The organism is Pigmentiphaga aceris, assembly GCF_008119665.1.
GTDB classification, from domain to species: domain Bacteria; phylum Pseudomonadota; class Gammaproteobacteria; order Burkholderiales; family Burkholderiaceae_B; genus Pigmentiphaga; species Pigmentiphaga aceris.
Window position 1 is genome coordinate 4,707,467 of sequence record NZ_CP043046.1, and the last position, 19,719, is coordinate 4,727,185.

The following is a 19,719-nucleotide window of genomic DNA, read 5'->3' on the forward strand; positions in this document are numbered from 1 at the left end:
TCATGAAACTCATCGTCATCGGCCACGGCATGGTTGGCCACAAGCTGCTCGAATCCCTGGCCGAATCCGGCATGGATCACCTGGACATCACCGTGCTGTGCGAAGAACCGCGCGCGGCCTACGACCGTGTCCATCTGTCGGAATTCTTCGCTGGCAAGACGGCTGAAGACCTGTCCTTGGTTGCGGCCGGTTTCTTCGAGCGCGACAACCTGCTGCTGCGCCTGAACGCACGCGCCACCACGATCGATCGCGTGGCCCGCACCGTAACCGTGTCTACCGGTGAAGTGCTGCCCTACGACAAGCTGGTAATTGCCACCGGCTCCTACCCCTTCGTGCCACCCGTGCCCGGCAAGGATCGCGCCGACTGCTTCGTCTATCGCACCATCGAAGACCTGGAAGCCATGCGCGAATGCGGTGCACGCGGCAAGAGCGGTGTGGTGATCGGTGGCGGCCTGCTGGGTCTGGAATGCGCCAAGGCGCTGGTCGACCTGGGTCTGCAAACTCACGTGGTGGAATTTGCGCCGCGCCTGATGGCAGTGCAGGTGGACGACGGCGGCGGCCGCGTCTTGCGCAGCAAGATCGAAGCCCTGGGCGTCACCGTGCACACCCAGAAAAACACGCTTGAAATCGTCGATGGCGAAGCCGGCACGCACCGCATGAAGTTTGCCGACGGCAGCCATCTGGACACCGACATGATCGTGTTCTCGGCAGGCATTCGCCCGCGCGACGAACTGGCGCGCGAAAGCGGCTTGGCCGTCGGCCCCCGCGGCGGCATTCAGATCGACGACAACTGCCTGACCTCCGATCCCGACATCTACGCGATTGGCGAGTGCGCCTTGTGGGACGGCAAGATCTTCGGCCTGGTGGCCCCGGGCTACGACATGGCGCGCATTGTCGCGGCTGGTTTGCTTGGCCAATCCGGCAGCTTCCAGGGTGCCGACATGAGCACCAAGCTGAAGCTGATGGGCGTGGACGTGGCCAGCCTGGGCGACCCGCATGCAGTCACCCCCGGCAGCCGTTCGTACCAGTTCACCGACGAGCGCAAACAGGTCTACAAAAAGCTGGTGGTGTCGGACTGCGGCAAGTTCCTGCTGGGCGGCGTAATGATCGGCGATGCGTCCGAGTACGGCACGCTGCTGCAGATGATGCTGAACAAGATCGAGCTGCCCGAGTCGCCAGAATTTCTGATCCTGCCGCAGTCCGATGGCAAGGCCAAGCCGGGCCTGGGTGTGGACGCCCTGCCAGAAACTGCGCAGATCTGCTCGTGCAACAACGTCAGCAAGGGCCAGATCGCGCAGGCGGTGTGCGACGGCGCAACCAGCATTGGCGCGGTGAAGACCTGCACCAAGGCAGGCACGGCCTGTGGCGGCTGTGTGTCGCTGGTCACGCAGATCATGAAAGCGGAGATGAAAAAGCAAGGCATGGCGGTGGACAACCACCTGTGCGAGCACTTCCGTTATTCGCGTCAGGAAATCTATCACCTGGTGCGTGTGGGCAATATCCGCAGCTTCGGTGAATTGCTGGAGAAGCACGGCAAGGGCCTGGGCTGCGATGTGTGCAAACCGGTGGCGGCCAACATTCTGGCGTCTTGCTGGAACGACTTCGTGCTGAAGAAAGAGCATGCCAGCCTGCAGGACTCCAACGACTACTTCCTGGGCAACATCCAGAAGGACGGCACTTACTCTGTTGTGCCACGCATGCCGGGCGGTGAAGTCACGCCAGACGGCCTGATCGCGGTCGGCCAGGTCGCCAAGCAATATGGCCTGTACACCAAGATCACCGGGGGTCAGCGTGTGGACTTGTTCGGTGCTCGGGTAGACCAGCTACCCGAAATCTGGAAAGCCCTGATTGCCGCCGGTTTCGAGACTGGCCATGCCTACGGCAAGTCACTGCGCACCGTGAAGTCCTGCGTGGGTTCCACCTGGTGCCGATACGGCGTGGACGACAGCGTGGGCCTGGCCATCGATCTGGAGAACCGCTACAAGGGCCTGCGTTCGCCGCACAAGATCAAGTTCGGCGTGTCGGGCTGCACCCGAGAATGCGCGGAAGCACAGGGCAAGGACATCGGCATCATCGCCACCGAGCGTGGCTGGAATCTGTACGTGTGTGGCAATGGCGGCATGAAGCCGCGCCACGCCGAACTGCTGGCCGTCGACCTGGACCGTGAAACCCTGGTTCGCTACATCGACCGCGTGCTGATGTTCTACGTGCGCACCGCCGACCGCCTGCAACGTACCAGCACCTGGCGCGACAACCTGGAAGGCGGGCTGGACTACCTGAAGCGTGTGGTGATCGACGATTCACTGGGCCTGGCCGCCGAGCTGGAAGCCGAGATGCAGCACGTGGTCGACACCTACGAATGCGAGTGGAAGCTGGCCGTTCAAGACCCGGAAACCCGCAAGCGCTTCCGTCACTTCGTGAACAGCGACCAGACCGACAAGACCGTGATGTTCGAAGAAGTACGCGGCCAGATTCGCCCGGCCACGCCGATTGAACGCGAAGCCCGCACCCAAGGCACGCGCAAGATTTCGATTCCGATTGTTGTCGTCAACGCGGCGTGAGATGCATTCCATGAGCAATCAAACCGCGACCTCTTCCGTCTTCAGCAACTCCGTGAAACAAGGAAACGCCATGTCCATCAATAATGCCTGGTTGGCCGTCTGCGACCTGACCGACATCGTGCCCGACACGGGCGTCTGCGCCTTGATCGATGGGGAACAAGTCGCCATCTTCCATGTGCAGCATGCGCAGGAAAAGGTCTTTGCGATCGGCAACTACGACCCCGCCTCGCAAGCAGCCGTGCTGTCGCGCGGGCTGGTGGGCAGCATCGGTGAACGGGTGGTAGTGGCCTCGCCCATCTACAAACAGCACTTCGATTTGAAGACGGGCGAGTGCGTGGAATCGCCTGAATATTCGGTACGCGCCTATGCGACCCGCATCGAAGGCGGGCGGGTGTGGGTACAGGCCGGCGCGCAGACGCAAGCCTATGACGAGGAAAGCGCAGAAGCCCACCAAGACGTGCACGCAGGAGCGCTCGCATGAAACCCCGTCTGGTCGTCATCGGCAATGGCATGGCCGGCATGCGCACCATCGACGAGCTGCTGGCGCTCGCGCCTGATCTGTACGACATCACCGTGTTCGGTGCCGAACCGCACGGCAACTACAACCGCATTCTGCTGTCACCGGTATTGGCGGGTGAAAAGCAGATTGCCGACATCATGCTGCACCCGCGTGAATGGTACGCAGAGAACGGCATCACGCTGCATGCAGGTGACCCGGTCACGCGCATCGACCGAGTCAAACGCAAGGTGCATTCGCGCGACGGCATCGAGGTGCCCTACGACCGGCTGTTGATTGCCACCGGGTCCAAGCCCTTCATGCTGCCGGTGCCGGGCAACACCTTGCCGGGCGTGATTGCATTCCGCGACATCCAGGATGTCGAAAGCATGATGGTGGCCGCGCGCGATCATCGCCGTGCGGTGGTGATCGGTGGTGGCTTGCTGGGCCTGGAAGCTGCCAATGGTCTGCTGCGCCAAGGCATGGAAGTCACCGTGCTGCACGTGGCCGATGCACTGCTGAATCGGCAACTGGACAAACCGGCCGCGGCGATGCTGAAGCAGGCGCTGGAAAGTCGTGGCCTGCGCTTCCTGCTGGGAGCCAGCACCGCCGCCATTCTTGGCGAAGACCGGGTCACCGGCGTGCAGCTGAGTGACGGTTCCGTGATCAACGCCGACCTGGTCGTGATGACCATCGGCGTTCGCCCGAATGCAGAACTGGCACGTGCCGCCGGCCTGCATTGCGATCAGGCGATTGTGGTCGACGACACCTTGCAGACCTACGACCCGCGCATCTACGCCGTGGGTGAATGTGTGCAGCATCGCCGCGCACTGTTCGGCCTGGTTGCGCCGATCTGGGACCAGGCGCGTGTGTGTGGTGCCCACCTGGCCGGAGCCGGACACCGCCGTTATGTGCAACAGGCCACCGCCACCAAGCTGAAGGTGACGGGCATCGATCTGTACTCGGCGGGGGACATCATCGGTGAAGCCGGCACGGAAGACCTGGTGCTGCGCGACCCGGCACGCGACGTCTACAAACGCCTGGTGTTGAAAGAAGGCCAACTGGTCGGGGCCGTGCTGTACGGCGACGTGCGCGATGGCAACTGGTACTTCGACCTGATCCAGCAACGCGCGAATGTCACGGGCATTCGCGACCGGCTGCTGTTCGGCCAAGCCTTCTGCGAAACAGACGACGACAACGTGAAATCCCCCGCCTTGAATACCGCCGCCAGCGTTCGTGCTGCCGACACCGCGCAAGCTGCCTGACCCTGCTTTTCTGACCACCCTGCCCCAGCACTGGACTCTGCCGTGACCGTCATCGCCATCCACCCTGTCCAGCCCAGTATTCCGCACACCACGCGCACCACCTGTCCTTACTGCGGGGTCGGCTGCGGCGTGCGCGCCACCCCCCACCCCGACGGGCGGGTCGACATCGCTGGCGATGAGTTGCACCCGTCCAACTTTGGCCGTCTGTGCGTCAAAGGATCGGCGCTGGGCGAAACGCTGGACCTCGATGGCCGGCTATTGCAGCCCAAGCGTCGCGACGAAGGCCCGGGCAGCGCGTTGCAGGCAGTCTCCTGGGACGAAGCCCTGACGGCGACTGCCGAGGGCTTTCGTCGCATCATCGACACCCACGGTCCCGACTCGGTGGCCTTGTACGTGTCCGGCCAATTGCTGACCGAGGACTACTACGTCGCCAACAAGCTGATGAAGGGCTACGTCGGCAGCGCCAACATCGACACCAATTCACGGCTCTGCATGTCCTCGGCCGTTGCCGGCCACAAGCGCGCGTTCGGGGAAGATCTGGTACCGGTCGACTACACCGACCTGGAGCAGACCGACCTGATCGTGCTGGTGGGATCGAACACGGCATGGTGCCATCCGATCCTGTTCCAGCGCATGACGGCGGCACGCGAGGCGCGCCCGAACATGAAGCTGGTGGTGATCGACCCGCGCCGCACCGCCACTTGCGAAATGGCCGACATGCATTTGCCGGTCAAGCCGGGCACGGATGTGTGGCTGTTCAATGGCCTGCTGCGTTTCCTGGCACGTGAAGGACTGACCGATGCCAAGTTTGTCGATCAGCACACCCACGGCATGGACGAAACACTGACCGCAGCCGCTGGCGAAGCCGACAGCGTAGATGTTGCGCGCCGTTGCGGCATCGAGCATCAGGCGCTGCTGGACTTCTACCGTCTGTTTGCCAAGACCGAGCGTGTCATCACCGCGTTCTCCATGGGCGTGAACCAGTCCTCGGCGGGCACCGACAAGGTCAACAGCATCATCAATTGCCACTTGCTGACCGGCCGTATCGGTCGTGCCGGCATGGGTCCGTTCTCGATCACCGGCCAGCCCAATGCGATGGGCGGGCGCGAAGTCGGTGGCCTGGCCAACATGCTGGCATCCCACATGGACCTGGACAAACCCGCGCACCGTGAATTGGTGCAGGGCTTCTGGCAGTCACCGTCAATTGCAGACAAGCCGGGCTTGAAAGCAGTAGATCTGTTTGAGGCAATCGAAGCCGGGCGGGTCAAGGCCGTGTGGATCATGGCCACCAATCCGGTGATCAGCATGCCCGATGCCGACCAGGTCAAGCGTGCGCTGTCGAAATGTGAACTGGTCGTGTGCTCGGACATCGTTGAAAACACCGACACCAGCGCCTTTGCGCACATCTTGCTGCCCGCACTGGGCTGGGGCGAGAAGGACGGCACGGTGACCAATTCGGAACGCCGCATTTCCCGTCAACGCGCGTTCCTGCCGGCCCCGGGTGAGGCGCGTGCCGACTGGCGCATCATCAGTGATGTGGCCAAGCGCATGGGCTATGACGGTTTCGACTTCACAGGCCCGGCAGACATCTTCGATGAACATGCGCGACTGAGCGCGCATGCGAACAGCGCGTTTGTTGCTGACGATGCAAACCCGTCCAAGGGTATTGCCCGGCGCTTTGACATCGGTGCGCTGACAGGCATGTCGCCTGCAAGCTTCGATGCAATGAAACCCGTGCAGTGGCCCTTGCCGGCCGATGCAAGTCATACCCCGATCCGCCTGTTCTCGGATGGCCGCTTCTCGCATCCAGACGGTCGTGCGCGTTTCGTGCCGACCCACCCGCGTGCACCGGTCAACAGTGCCGACGAAGATTTCCCGCTGCTGCTGAACAGCGGCCGAGTGCGCGACCAATGGCACACCATGACCCGCACCGGCAAGACGGCGCGGCTGTCGGAACACATTGCCGAGTCTTTTGTGGACATGCACCCGCAAGACGCGCTGATGCACGGCGTGCGTGAAGGGGGTTTGGCGCGGATATCGACCAAGTGGGGCGCGATGGTGGCGCGCGTACGCCACGGCGGGGGCATTGCCCGAGGACAACTATTCGTCCCGATCCACTGGACAGCACAATTCGCATCCGACGCCCGTGTGGGTGCCTTGGTGAACCCGGTGGTCGATCCGGTTTCTGGCGAGCCGGAATTCAAACACACGCCCGCCCGGGTGGATGAATTCCGCGCCGACTGGTACGGATTTGTGCTGAGCCGCGAGCATATCGATGCTGACAAACTTGCCCACTGGACACGCGTGCCCGGACGCCAATTCACACGCGTGGAATTCGCTGGTCGCGGTGTGGTGGAAGATCGCAGCGCGTGGGCACGCGAACTGTTGGGCGTGGATGCTGCCCACCTGGATTGGCTGGATTACGAAGACAACACCGCTGGCGTGTATCGTGCCGCGCACGTGGTCGATGGCAAGGTGATTGCCTGTGTGTTCGTGTCGCCCCGGCCCGACCTGCCCTCGCGCAGCTGGCTTGCCAGCCTGTTCGACAAGACGGAACTGGAGGAAACGGACCGGATCGGCATTCTGGTGGGCCAACCGATGCGCAAGGGGGCCGACACCGGACCGACTGTGTGCTCCTGCTTTGGGGTTGGTCGCAACACGATTTGCGACGCCATCCGCCAGCGCAATTTGACGACGCCATCGGCAGTCACGGCTTGCGTGAAGGCGGGCGGCAATTGCGGGTCGTGCATCCCGGAGATCAAGCGGCTGATTGCCGAGACGGTGGTGGAACAGGCGGCTTGAGGGAAGCACGCCTGTGTCAGGGATTTGATTTGTAGTCCTGAACCCAGGCGCGGGCCTCAGATATGAAGCTCAGGCATCGGGATCAATTTCGACGCCCGGCCACCTTATTCAAACCGCCGCAGCCACCTCACGCCGCAACACGCGGCCCGGGCGGTTACCGCTGGTCTTGCCGTCCTGCCAGACCACCACGCCATTGACCAACACGGTCTCGATGCCAATCGACGGCACCATCGGCCGTGCGAAGCTTGCACCTTCGTCCACCGTCTCGGCGTTGAACACGGTCAGGTCAGCAAACGCACCCTCGCGGATTACCCCCCGGTCGGCCAAGCCAAAATTCTTCGCGGTCAGCCCCGTCATTTTGTAGACCGCCGTTTCCAGCGGGAACAGCCCCAGCGCACGTCCGTAGTGACCCAACACGCGTGGGAAACTGCCCCACAGGCGGGGATGTGGTTTTTCGTCATGCGGCAGGCCATCGGACCCGATCATGGTTTCATCGAACTTCAGAATGCGCTGCACGTCGGCATCATCGATGCGGTGATAAATGGCACCGGCCGGCAGCAGTTTGGCCACGGCTTCTTCCTGGCTGACGCCCAGCTCGGCGGCCACATCCACCAGGTCACGGCCCGCGTACTGCGGCAGCGTGGTCGACCAGGTGACGGTAATGCGTGCGGAACTGGCGATCAGGTCGGCCGTGAGCACGGTGGACGACGCGTTGTACGGGTAGCAGTCCAGGCAGATCGGCTGGGTCTTCATGTGACGTTCGATCAGCGCCAGGGTCTCGACCGAGCGTCCGTAGTTGGGCGTGCCCGTGACTTTGTGATGCGAAATCACTACTGGCACCCCCACTTCGCGGCCAATGCGGAACGCCTCGTCCAGCGCCTCGACCACGTGGTTGCTTTCGTCGCGCATGTGGGTGCAGTACAGGGCACCACGCGCCGTCAGCGGTGCGCAGATTTCGATGATCTCTTCGGTCGTGGACGCGCGCGCGGGCGCGTAGGACAGCCCGGTCGACACGCCGATGGCACCGGCGTCCAGGGCTTCGGTCACCAGGGCCTGCATTGCGCCGATCTCGGCAGGCGTGGCCGGGCGGTTCAGATCGCTCATGGTGGCGACGCGCAAGGTGGCGTGGCCCACCAGCATGGCGCAATTGGTGGCTGCCGGTTGCTGCTCGAGCGCCGCAATGTAGTCGGCAAAACGCGGGAAGCGGAACCAGCCGCCTTGGTTGTCGAGCAAGCTCAGCGGCGGCGTGACCGGATCGGGAATCGGACGCGGCATGGGGGCCAACGAGATTCCGCAGTTGCCGCCAACGATGGTCGTGATGCCCTGACTGACCTTTGGTGTCATGTCACCATCAGACAGCATCAATCGGTCGTCATGGGTATGCGCGTCGATGAACCCGGGCGCCACCACCAGGCCGGTGGCGTCGATGATCAGATCGGCCGTTGCATCGCCCAGGTCGCCCACGCGAGCAATGCGGTCTTTGAGAATCGCAATGTCGCCTTCAAAACGTGGGGCACGGGTGCCATCGACAATCGAGGCATGGCGGATCAGCACATCGTAATGAGAGGTCATCATTCGCTTCTAGACGGATTGGACGGAAACCGGCGACACCGGCCGGAAGTTCTGGAAGTCCCAGTCCCGGCCGGGGGCGGCCGCGATCAGGGCTCGGGTGTAATCACGTTGCGGCGTGGTCAGCACCTGGTGCGACGGCCCGGCTTCAACGATACGCCCCTGCTGCATCACCACGATGGTGTCGCAGACCTGCGCAGCCACCCGCAGGTCGTGCGTGATGAACAAGACCGCAATGCCGGTGCGTTCGCGGATGTCGTCCAGCAGCCTGAGCACCTGTGCCTGCACCGACACATCCAGCGCAGACACCGCCTCGTCAGCCACCAGAATGTCTGGCCGCAACGCCAGTGCGCGGGCGATGCAGATGCGTTGCCGCTGGCCACCCGAGAACTGGTGGGGATAACGGCGCATGGCACTGGCATCCAATCCCACGACTTCCATCAGTTCATGCGCACGGGCCTCGGCCTCGTGTCTGGGCACACCGAAGTTCATTGGTCCTTCGACCAGTGAATCGACAATGTTCAGGCGCGGGTTCAACGAGCGGTACGGGTCCTGGAACACGATCTGGAAACGCTGGCGCAGCGGGTGCAGGCGCGGGCCCGACAGCGTGGCGATGTCCTGATCCTGAATGCGTATGGCCCCGCCACTGGGCGTAAGCAAACGCACCACGCAGCGCGCCACGGTCGACTTGCCCGACCCCGACTCACCGACGATACCGAGTATTTCGCCGCGCCGCAGACTGAAGTTCACGTCTTGCGCGGCGCGAACCACATCAACGGCCTTGAACAGGCGGCGGGTGGAATAGGTTTTTTCCAGCCCGGTGACGTTCAGCACGACCTCGCTTTGAATATCACGAGCGGGCCGGGGAATCAGGCTGGGCACGGACGACACCAGCATGCGGGTGTACGGCATGTTTGGCGTCGCCAGAATCTCGTCCCGGGTGCCGACCTCGATCACCTTGCCCTGGTTCATCACCACGATGCGATCGGCAATATCGGACACCACGCCGAAGTCGTGCGTGATGAACAGCACCGCCGTGCCGTACTTTTCCTGCAGCTCACGGATCAGCAGCAGAATCTGTTTCTGTGTGGTCACGTCAAGCGCGGTCGTCGGTTCATCGGCGATCAGCAGCCTGGGTTCGAGAATCAGCGCCATCGAAATCACCACCCGCTGCCGCTGCCCGCCAGACAACTGATACGGGTAGGAATCGTAGACACGGCGCACCTCGGCGATGTGCACCGAGGCCAGCATGTCCATCACCCGTTCGCGGCGCGCACGTTTACCCAGCGAACTGTGGATGCGCAGCACCTCGTCGATCTGTTCGCCGATGGTCTCGACCGGATTGAGCGCGGTCATCGGCTCCTGGAAAATCATGGCCATGCGGGTGGCGCGCAACGCACGCAGGCGCTTCTCGCTGGCCCTCAGCACGTCTTCGCCATCGAGCAAAATGCGGCCACTGCTTGCTTGCAGGCCCTTGGGCAGCAGGCCCATCGAGGCCAGTGAGGTCACCGACTTGCCCGACCCGGACTCCCCCACCACACACAGGGTTTCGCCCGGCGCGATTTGCAGGTTCACGTTCTGGATCAGTTCGCGTCCGCCCGGGCTGCCAGGGCTACCAGCACTGCCGGTACGAACCGACAGCCCCTCGATTTCAAGCACCCATTTTCCGGTTGACGCCTGCCCGGCGTGATCTGCCGCGTGATCTGTCATCGACTGGCTCATGAGCGTTGCGCCATGCGGGGATCGAGCACGTCACGCAACACGTCGCCCAGAATGTTCACGCTCAGCAGCGTCAGGCCCAGCACGATGCCCGGGTAGCCGATCAGGCCGGGCTTGAGCTGAAAGTACATGCGCCCCTCGGCCATCATGTTGCCCCATGAGGGAATGGCGGGCGGCAAGCCGGCACCCAGAAAACTCAGCGTAGACTCGATCAGAATGGCGGCAGCAAAGATATGCGTGCCCTGCACGATCAGCGGTGCAATGGTGTTGGGCACCATGTGACGAAACAACAATCTCGGGGTGCGGGTGCCCAACGAAATAGCGGCTTCCACGTAAGACTCGCTGCGTACCGACAGGATCACGCCGCGCACCAGCCGCACCACACGCGGCACTTCGGGCACGGTGATCGCCACCAGCACGGTGAACAGCGTGCCGCCGCTCAAGGCCACCAGGGCGATGGCCAGCAAGATGCTGGGAATCGACATGATGCCGTCCATGATCCGCATGATGATGCCGTCGGCCGACCGGAAATATCCGGCGATGACGCCGATCACCATGCCCAGCGCCAGGCTGGCCAGGCATGCGCCCAGGCCCACCAACAAGGACACCCGGGCACCGTACAAGACCCGTGACCAGGTATCGCGCCCGAAGGCATCAGTGCCCAGCCAGTGCTCGGCCGACATGCTGCGCAGCCGCGAGGCCGGATCGATGGCGGTGGGATCGGTGGTGCCCAGCCACGGGGCGAAGATTGCCATCAGGACCACCACGCACAACACGACAAAGGCGATGGCAACCGGAACACTAGCCAAGGCCTGCTTCAGCGTTGCCGCCAATGCGCTCAGGCGGCTCGCCTCGGCAGGACTGCCCGGCCCGGCGTCGGTCGGCGCGTGTGGATCGATGGCGGACACGAAATTCTCAGTAGCGAATGCGCGGATCGAAAACGGAATACAGCACGTCGACCGTCAGGTTGATGAAAATGTAGATCAGGGAGAACAGCAGAATCAGGCCCTGAATCACCGGATAGTCACGCGCCAGCACCGCCTCGACCACCAGCCGACCCAGACCAGGCAGATTGAAGACGGTTTCCGTGACGACCACCCCGCTGATCAGCGAGGCCACCCCGATGCCGATCACGGTCAGGATGGGCACGGCCGCATTGCGTAGTGCATGCTTCATCAAGACCACGCCTTCATGCGCACCCTTGGCGCGTGCGGTGCGAATGAAATCTTCGTTCATCACCTCGATGACGCTGCTGCGCGTGATCCGGGCGATCAGGGCCACGTACACCGCGCTCAGCGCCATGATCGGCAGCCACAGCCGCTGGGCAAACGGCCAGAACCCGGCGCTCAAGGGTCGATAGCCCTGCACCGGGAACCAGCCCAGCTGAATCGCCAGCAGGTAGATCAGCAGATAGGCAATGACAAACGTCGGTACCGAGAAGCCGAAGACCGAGAACACCATGATGCTGCGATCAAGCAACCTGCCCTGCTTCCAGGCAGCGATGACACCCAGCGGGATGGCGATGATCACCGTCAGCACCATGGTGCCGATACCCAGCGCAAGCGACGGGCCGACCCGGTCTGCAATCATGTCCAGCACGGGCGTGCCGGACAGCAAGGACGTGCCCAGGTCACCGCGCAGCAGCTGACCGACCCAGTGCGTGAACTGCTGATGAATCGGCAGATCCAGGCCCATGCTGGTTCGAATCAGCGCAAGCTTTTCGTTGGTGGCATCGTCGCCTGCGATGATGGCCGCCGGGTCACCCGGCGTCAGGCGCAGGATCGCAAACACCACCACCGCAACCATGGCCATGACCGGCAGCGTGGCGAGCAAACGCCGCGCAATGTAGGCCAACATGCCTTATTGGCCCTTCTTGATGTTCCAGAACACGGTCACCGGGGAATCCAGCACCCCGGTCAGCTTGGTGCTATAGGCAGCAGGAATGACGAACTGGCCAAGCGGGCCGACCACGCCTTCATCGATCGCCAGCTTCTGGATCTTGGCCGTGATTTCCTTGCGCTCGGACACCTCGGTAGCCTTGGTGAATTGCAGGCGCAGTGCCTCGATTTCCGGCACGTCAGGCCACCCGGCCCAGGACTTCTTGCCCGCCGACGCAATGGTCGAGTTGCCCACCGGGTCGCCGCTGGTGGCCAGGTTGCTGTAGGTGGAGAAGATGCTCCAGCCGCCTTCCGATACCGGTTTCTGGCTGGAACGAAGCGTCACCACGGTCTGCCAATCCATGGCCTTCAGGTCCACCTTGAATCCGGCCTTGCGCAACGCGTCTGCGATGACCACGGGCTGGGCGGCGGAAATGGCAATGTCGGTCGGATGCAGGATGACGACCGGCGTGCCGTCGTAACCCGACTCCTTCAACAAGGCCTTGGCTTTTTCGATGTTGCCCGGAACCACGATGTCTGCACCGTAGTTGTTGGCGTAGGGGTTGCCGCAGCCGAAGACTGCCGCGCAGGTCTTGTAATACTTGGCGTCGCCAACCAGCGCTTGCAGTACCCGTTCCTGGCTGACCGCGTACAGGGCTGCCTGCCGTACCTTCTTGTTGTCGAATGGCGCTTGCAGATGGTTGAAGCGGTAGTAGGTCCAGCTGCCCAGACGATCCAGCGTATCGACCTTGACCTTGTTGTTGGCCTGAACCAGCGGCAACAGGTCGAACGGCACCTGCTCCATGTAATCCACTTCACCATTGGTCAAGGCATTCACGGCCGTCATCTGGTCCGGCATGCTGACCCACTGCACCTTGTCGACGTTCACCACCTTGCCACCGGCCGTCCAGCTGGAAGGTTCGCTACGCGGCACGTAGTCGCGGTTCTTCTCATAGACCACATTCAGGCCGGGCTTGAACTCAGAGGCCACGAACTTGAACGGCCCAGAGCCGATGAACTCTTTGACCGACTCCGATGACGGCGTTTCGGCAATGCGCTTGGGCATCATGAATGCGGGGCTGGAACTGAGTTTCGACAGCCCTTCCATCAGCAGGCCGGTGGGTTCGGTCAGCACCACCTGGAACGACTTGGCGTCGATGGCCTTGATCTCGGACACCATCGGCATCAACAACTGGCCTGCGGCATCGTTCTTTGCCCAGCGCTTAATGGACGCAACGCAGTCTTCGGCTTCCACCGGCGCGCCGTCGTGCCATTTCAGGCCGTCGCGCAAGGTGAAGACGTAGGTTTTCTTGTCGGCCGACACATCCCATTTACCCACCATCTGCGGCTGGATCTTGTAATTGGCATCCGTGCCGAACAAGGTGTCATAAATCATGTAGCCATGATTTCGGGTAATAAAGGCGGTGCTCAGGATCGGGTCCAGCACCCGCAACCCCGATTGCATCACGGCGGTGATCGTCTGTGCCCCGGCCCCCGCCCCCCATGCAAGCGCCCCGATGGCAAACGCAGCACGTAGCGACGTTACGGAAATTGCACGAAGAGTTTTTGACGTGGACGACATCACGGGGACTTCCTGGTAAGAAGTAGGTGAACGGGAGGGCGATATCCGGGTTCTGGTAGCACTCGGACAGGCAGGGGCCGGCCCCTGGGGGCCAGGACGCAGCTGCCGATTATGCCCACCGCCGACTCATCCGGCCACACCTGAATCACGGGCGAAAAAAAACCCATGCACGAAAGGCATGGGTTTTTCAGATCCAGTCCCGGACAAGACATGTCCGGGGCGCGATGCTGCTGGATTTACTTCTCGTCAGGACCTTTCAATTGCGGCAAACCCGCACCGCTGCCCATCGACAACAAACCGCTCTTGAAATAAACGATGAGTTTTTCGCGGGTATCGACGATGTCGAGGTTGCGCATGGTCAGCTGACCGATACGGTCGGCCGGCGAGAAGGTCGATTCGCCCTTCTCCATGGTCAGGCGCTCGGGCTTGTAGGTCAGGTTTTCCGACACGGTATTCAGAATCGAATAGTCGTTGCCGCGACGCAGTTCCAGGGTGACTTCACCGGTGATGGCACGTGCCACCCAGCGCTGGGCGGTTTCGCGCAGCATCAGGGCTTGCGGGTCGAACCAGCGGCCTTGATACAGCAGACGACCCAGCAGGCGACCGTTGTCACGGTACTGCATGATGGTGTCTTCGTTGTGGATACCGGTAACCAGACGCTCGTAAGCGATGAACAGCAGCGCCAGGCCCGGGGCCTCGTAGATGCCGCGGCTCTTGGCTTCGATGATGCGGTTTTCGATCTGGTCGCTCATGCCCAGACCATGACGGCCGCCAATGCGATTGGCTTCCAGCATCAATTCGACCAGGTCGGGGTATTCCACGCCGTTCAGTGCAACCGGCACGCCTTGTTCGAAGCGAACCGTGACTTCTTCACGCTTGACCTCGACCTCGTCGCGCCAGAACGCCACACCCATGATGGGCTGCACGATCTTGATGCCGCTGTTCAGGAACTCCAGGTCTTTGGCTTCATGGGTGGCACCCAGCATGTTCGAATCGGTCGAATATGCCTTTTCCGAGCTCATCTTGTAGGCGAAACCGGCGGCGCTCATGTAAGCCGACATTTCGGCGCGACCGCCAAGCTCGTCGATGAACAGCTGGTCAAGCCAGGGCTTATAGATCTTCAGTTCGGGGTTGGCCAACAGACCGTAGCGGTAGAAGCGCTCGATGTCGTTGCCCTTGTAGGTGCTGCCATCGCCCCAGATATTGACGTCGTCTTCCTTCATCGCTGCGACCAGCATGGTGCCGGTGACGGCACGGCCCAGCGGCGTGGTGTTGAAGTACGTCAGACCACCGGTCGAGATATGGAAGGCACCGGCCTGCAACGCGGCGATACCTTCGGCCGCGAGTTGCTGGCGGCAGTCGACCAGGCGTGCGTTTTCTGCGCCATAGGCCATGGCCTTGCGCGGAATTTCTTCGTAATCGGGCTCATCCGGCTGGCCGAGGTTGGCCGTGTACGCGTAAGGCACCGCTCCCTTCTCGCGCATCCAGTGGAGTGCGGCACTGGTATCCAGGCCGCCGGAAAAGGCTATGCCGACTTTTTGGCCGGCGGGAAGGTGCTGAAGGATCGTTGCCATTTTTCGTCATCACATCGGGGACCGGGAATGCTACTCCACACGCGCGCCTCACGCCAACGGCATGGGGGCGGATTGCGCCGGATTTGGTCCGATTCGGCCATGAATTGGTCCCGAATGCCGATTCATGTCGCGCTTGACCAACCTTTGCGGGCAGTTTTGCGACGCTTGGCCTACGCCGCAACCGCGGTTCGGGCCGTGGAAACGACGTGAGGAATCACATCGCCTGGCTCAACCAGCAGGCTGTCGGTGCTCAGACTTTCCATTCCCAAGCTCTCAGTCCTCAAGTTCTCAGTCCTCAAGCTTTCAGTCCTATACGCCACCGCCTCGCCCAGCACCACCACCGCCGGGCTGGCCAGCCCCTCGCGTGCAATTGTGGCCGCCATGTCACGCAGACAGGTAACCGTGCTTCGCTGATCGGGGCAACTTACGCGCTGCACCACGGCTACCGGCAGATCGGCAGAAAAACCGGCTTGCACCAGCTCATCGCTCAGCCGGGCAGGGTCACCCATGCCCATGTAACAGACCACCGTCAGACCGCTGGTCGCCAGCGCGCGCCAGTCCGGGCGGCTGCCGTCCATGGTGTGGGCAGTCACCAGGGCCACACCGCGCGCCACGCCGCGATGGGTCAAGGGCAGGCCAAGCGCCGGGCCGACGGCAAGACCCGCCGTCAGACCGCCTACCGCTTCGACCGCAATGCCACGCTCGGCAAGCCAGGCCATTTCCTCGCCACCCCGCCCGAAAACGAACGGGTCACCACCTTTTACCCGGGCCACGGTGTGACCCTGCCGTGCGTAGCGTGTCATCAGTCGCAGGATGAAATCCTGTGGGGTGGACCGGCAACCGCCGCGCTTGCCCACATGTACGAAACGCGTGCCTGGAGTGGCAAGTTCAAGAATGCCGGGGCCGACCAAGTCGTCGACCAACCAGATGTCACAGGAGCGCAGCACTCGCTCAGCCTTCCGGGTAAGCAGTTCCGGGTCGCCCGGGCCAGCCCCGATGAGCCAGACCTTGCCGGCTTGACAGGACACGGCAGCGGAAAGGGGTGAGTTCATGATCAGAGCTCCACGCGTAAAACAAAACAGATAGATGGGTGAGTCGTTGAATCAGGACAGCGCCCGATGACACGGGATAGCTGTCCGCCCTGCCGTTCTTGCGACGACTTGGGGCGTGCTGCAGAAAACGGTTACGGCATGGTGGGGCTGTCCACGGTGTCGGGGCTGACCACCTTCACGCCAATGTCGAAACTGGTGGCGTATTGCTCGGCGTTGCGCGCATCCCAACGGCCGCCATCGAACAGGTTGGCGGCACGGTCCGGTGAGTCCGGCACGCAGGCACCGGCCATGGCAGCGGCTTGCAGGTACAGATCGGTACGGTGCACCTCGCGCACCACGTCGCGATATGCCAGCGGCCGGCGCAGCAAACCCCAGCGCGTGAACTGCGTCAGGAACCACATGCCATCGGATTCGTAGGGATAGGTCACCCGCCCTTCGTTGAAGAAGCGCAACGGGTGGGTTTCCTGCCAGGTGTGACCCAGGCCGTCCTGACCGCGCCCCAGCAAGGTGGCTTCGAGCACGCCGGCCGGCTGACCGATGATGTCAGGTTGCGCCAGTCGGCGAGCCACTGCGGCTTGCTGGCCAGCTTCGTCCAGATAACGCGCAGTGTCGATCAAGGCCGCGATCAGTGCGCGGGCGGTGTTCGGGTAACGGTTGGCCCAATCTGCCGAGCAGGCCAGCACTTTCTCGGGGTGATCCGGCCACATGGATTGCGTGGTGGTAGCACTGAACCCCACACCCGCCTCGATAGCCAGCGATTGCCATGGTTCACCCACGCAGAATCCGTGCACCAGACCGTCTTGCAAGGCACCGACCGTGCGCGGCGGCGGCACCACCACACGATCCACATCGCGCGTGGGGTCGATACCGTGGGCGGCCAGCCAATACGCCAGCCACATGGCATGGGTGCCGGTGGCGAAGGTGTGCGCAAGCGTCAGGCTTTCGCCCCCACGTACCGCACGCGCCAGGCCCCAGCCGTCACGCACGCCACGTTCTGACAAGCTGCGAGCCAGTGTGATGCCCTGGCCGTTGTGATTCAAGCCCATCAGGATCGAGGTGGGCGTGGCTTCGCCGCCAATGCCCAGGTGCGTGCCGTAAACCATGGAATACAAGGCGTGGGACGCGTCGAGCGAACCGCTTGCCAGGCCATCGCGCACCATGGCCCACGAGGCCTGCTTCTGCGGCTCGATGCGGATGCCGTATTTGCGGTCGAAGCCCAGTTCGTGTGCCATGGCTACGATGGCGCAGTCGAGCAAAGGGATAAAGCCTACGCGGACGACTTCTTTTTCGGGGCGATCGGTGCCGGTCAGGAAACCGCCGGTAGATGCGAATGCCGCTGTGTCCATCGATAGCGACGGAGCAGCAACAGGGGGGACCGCGGGGGTGAAAGCGGGAGCAACATCAGCAACACCCGATGGGGCAACCGTCGGCACAACAAGCGCATCGACCACGGGCGCTGCCACGACCGTCGGCGCAACAGACTCAGATGCCACCGCTGGCGTCGATACCGCCCCGACGGCCACCGCAACCGGCTTCGCTTCGCGGACAGCACCGGCCGGATTGCTGTGACGGCGGTGCAGGAAATCGACCACCGCCGCCCGGCAGGCCAGGTAGGTCGGATCATTGGCCAGATCGACACGGTCACGCGGGCGCGGCAGGTCTACCTGCTGAATCTGGCCGATGGTGGCGGCAGGCCCATTGCTCAACATCACGATGCGATCGGACAGCAGCACCGCTTCGTCGACATCGTGGGTCACCATGATGGTGGTGCTGCGCGTCTGTGCCACGATCTTCAGCAGCTCATCCTGCAAGTGGGCACGAGTCAGGGCATCCAGCGCACCGAAAGGCTCGTCCATCAATAGCACTTTGGGCTCGATGGCCAGCGCCCGGGCAATACCGACGCGCTGTTTCATGCCGCCGGATATCTCACGCGGCAGCTTGTTCGCGGCATGTGACAGGCCGACCAGGTCCAACGCGGCCTGCACGCGCTCGTCCAGCCTTGCGCGGCTTTCCGTCTTGCCGAACACGCGCTCTACGGCCAGGTGCACGTTCTGCGCGCAGCTCAGCCAGGGGAGCAGGGAATGGTTCTGGAATACGACGGCGCGATCCGGCCCCGGACCAGCGATTTCGCGGCCATCGCAGATCAGCACGCCCGTCGTCGGGCGGGTCAGTCCAGCCACCAGATTGAGCAGCGTGGATTTGCCGCAACCGGAGTGGCCGATCAGGGTAATGAACTCCCCTTTTTCAACGGTCAGGTCAATGTCGCGCAACGCGACGAAGGGGCCTTTGCGGGTCTGGAAAGTCTGTCCGACGCTTTCGATCTGTACGAATCTTTTCATGGCTTCATTCCTCGGCGTAGGTGAATTTCTTGGCCAGTTGCATCAGGGCCAGTTCAAGCATCAATCCCACGATGCCGATCAGGAAAATTGCGATGATGATGTGTTCGATCTTGGCGTTGTTCCACTCGTCCCACAGCCAGAAACCGATACCCGTGCCGCCGGTCAACATTTCAGCTGCGACGATCACCAGCCATGCGGTGCCGATGGACAGGCGCACGCCGGTCAGCACGTGCGGCAGCACGGCGGGCAGCAAGACTTTGGTCAACACCTTCCACTCGGACAGATCCAGCACCCGCGCCACGTTCATGTAGTCCTGCGGCACGCGTTGCACGCCTGCGGCGGTGTTGATGATCATGGGCCAGATCGAGCAGATGAAGATCGCCCAGATCGCAGCCGGGTTGGCCGCCTTGAACAACAGCAGCCCGATCGGCAGCCAGGCCAGCGGCGATACCGGCCGCAGCAGGCTGATGATCGGTGACACCATGGTGTTGATCGGCTTGAAGCGGCCAATCACAAAACCAGCCGGGATACCGATCAGCGCGGCCAGGCCAAAGCCCAGCGCGACGCGTTGCAAGGACGCCAGCAGATTCCAGCCAATGCCCTTGTCGTTCGGGCCGTTGTCATAGAAAGGGTTGGCGAACAATTCCCGTGCCGCCGCCCAGGTCACACCGGGCGTCGGAATCGACGGAATGAGGTTGGCAATGACCTGCCAGACCACCACGAACAGCACAAAACCAATCAATGCACCGCCGGCCGCACGCAGCAGCGGTTCGCTGCGTTCACGCCAGCGCGCGTTGCGCTCGCTGAACCCGGCTGAGGAAGGAACTGCTGCCACGGGAATCTCCAAGAAGGAATCGAATCAGTACAAAAAAATCGGTGCAGA

At 62.6% G+C, this 19,719-nt stretch carries 13 protein-coding genes and 1 pseudogene; 4 read left to right on the forward strand and 10 right to left on the reverse strand.

The window, feature by feature from the left end:
• The first annotated feature begins 2 nt into the window (after nt 1–2).
• The 4 genes from nirB (at nt 3) to FXN63_RS20430 (ending at nt 7,124) form a co-directional block, all read left to right on the forward strand.
• On the forward strand, nt 3–2,561 hold the full coding sequence (gene nirB / locus FXN63_RS20415) for a nitrite reductase large subunit NirB (RefSeq protein ID WP_148816988.1): 2,559 nt from the start codon (nt 3–5) through the stop codon (nt 2,559–2,561).
• A gap of 70 nt (nt 2,562–2,631) precedes the next feature.
• On the forward strand, nt 2,632–3,042 hold the full coding sequence (nirD, locus tag FXN63_RS20420) for a nitrite reductase small subunit NirD (protein ID WP_148816989.1): 411 nt from the start codon (nt 2,632–2,634) through the stop codon (nt 3,040–3,042).
• Nucleotides 3,039–4,322: an NAD(P)/FAD-dependent oxidoreductase gene (locus FXN63_RS20425; RefSeq protein WP_148816990.1), complete on the forward strand. Its 1,284-nt coding sequence runs from the start codon at nt 3,039–3,041 to the stop codon at nt 4,320–4,322. Before nirD ends, FXN63_RS20425 begins: the two co-directional genes overlap by 4 nt.
• Before the next feature lie 42 nt (nt 4,323–4,364).
• Nucleotides 4,365–7,124, forward strand: a complete 2,760-nt coding sequence (locus FXN63_RS20430) for a nitrate reductase (protein ID WP_148816991.1) — start codon at nt 4,365–4,367, stop codon at nt 7,122–7,124.
• Between the two features lie 108 nt (nt 7,125–7,232).
• Here the strand turns inward: FXN63_RS20430 and FXN63_RS20435 are convergent, their stop codons facing one another.
• The 10 genes and pseudogenes from FXN63_RS20435 to ntrB form a co-directional block, all read right to left on the reverse strand.
• Entirely contained in the window at nt 7,233–8,696 is a 1,464-nt protein-coding gene (locus tag FXN63_RS20435) for an N-acyl-D-amino-acid deacylase family protein (RefSeq protein ID WP_148819621.1), read from the reverse strand.
• A 9-nt stretch (nt 8,697–8,705) separates the two neighbouring features.
• Entirely contained in the window at nt 8,706–10,415 is a 1,710-nt protein-coding gene (locus FXN63_RS20440) for an ABC transporter ATP-binding protein (protein ID WP_246164914.1), read from the reverse strand.
• Nucleotides 10,412–11,233 carry an ABC transporter permease gene (locus tag FXN63_RS20445; RefSeq protein WP_246165248.1) on the reverse strand — a complete coding sequence of 274 codons (822 nt, stop codon included), beginning with the start codon at nt 11,231–11,233 and terminating at the stop codon, nt 10,412–10,414. The genes FXN63_RS20440 and FXN63_RS20445 overlap by 4 nt, the downstream gene beginning before the upstream one ends.
• A gap of 94 nt (nt 11,234–11,327) precedes the next feature.
• Nucleotides 11,328–12,269, reverse strand: coding sequence for an ABC transporter permease (locus FXN63_RS20450; RefSeq protein ID WP_148816992.1), 942 nt, complete (start codon nt 12,267–12,269; stop codon nt 11,328–11,330).
• Nucleotides 12,270–12,272: 3 nt separating this feature from the next.
• Complete coding sequence (locus tag FXN63_RS20455) at nt 12,273–13,871, reverse strand: ABC transporter substrate-binding protein (protein ID WP_148816993.1); 1,599 nt, start codon at nt 13,869–13,871, stop codon at nt 12,273–12,275.
• Nucleotides 13,872–14,107: 236 nt separating this feature from the next.
• Nucleotides 14,108–15,445: an argininosuccinate synthase gene (gene argG, locus FXN63_RS20460; protein ID WP_148816994.1), complete on the reverse strand. Its 1,338-nt coding sequence runs from the start codon at nt 15,443–15,445 to the stop codon at nt 14,108–14,110.
• A 170-nt stretch (nt 15,446–15,615) separates the two neighbouring features.
• Nucleotides 15,616–16,497: a uroporphyrinogen-III C-methyltransferase gene (gene cobA, locus FXN63_RS20465; RefSeq protein ID WP_148816995.1), complete on the reverse strand. Its 882-nt coding sequence runs from the start codon at nt 16,495–16,497 to the stop codon at nt 15,616–15,618.
• A gap of 131 nt (nt 16,498–16,628) precedes the next feature.
• Nucleotides 16,629–17,843, reverse strand: a complete 1,215-nt coding sequence (locus tag FXN63_RS20470) for a CmpA/NrtA family ABC transporter substrate-binding protein (RefSeq protein ID WP_148819627.1) — start codon at nt 17,841–17,843, stop codon at nt 16,629–16,631.
• 207 nt (nt 17,844–18,050) lie between these two features.
• Nucleotides 18,051–18,836: pseudogene (locus tag FXN63_RS20475) on the reverse strand (ABC transporter ATP-binding protein); the annotation flags it as partial.
• A 4-nt stretch (nt 18,837–18,840) separates the two neighbouring features.
• Nucleotides 18,841–19,671: a nitrate ABC transporter permease gene (gene ntrB, locus FXN63_RS20480; protein ID WP_148816996.1), complete on the reverse strand. Its 831-nt coding sequence runs from the start codon at nt 19,669–19,671 to the stop codon at nt 18,841–18,843.
• Between the last annotated feature and the right edge of the window lie 48 nt (nt 19,672–19,719).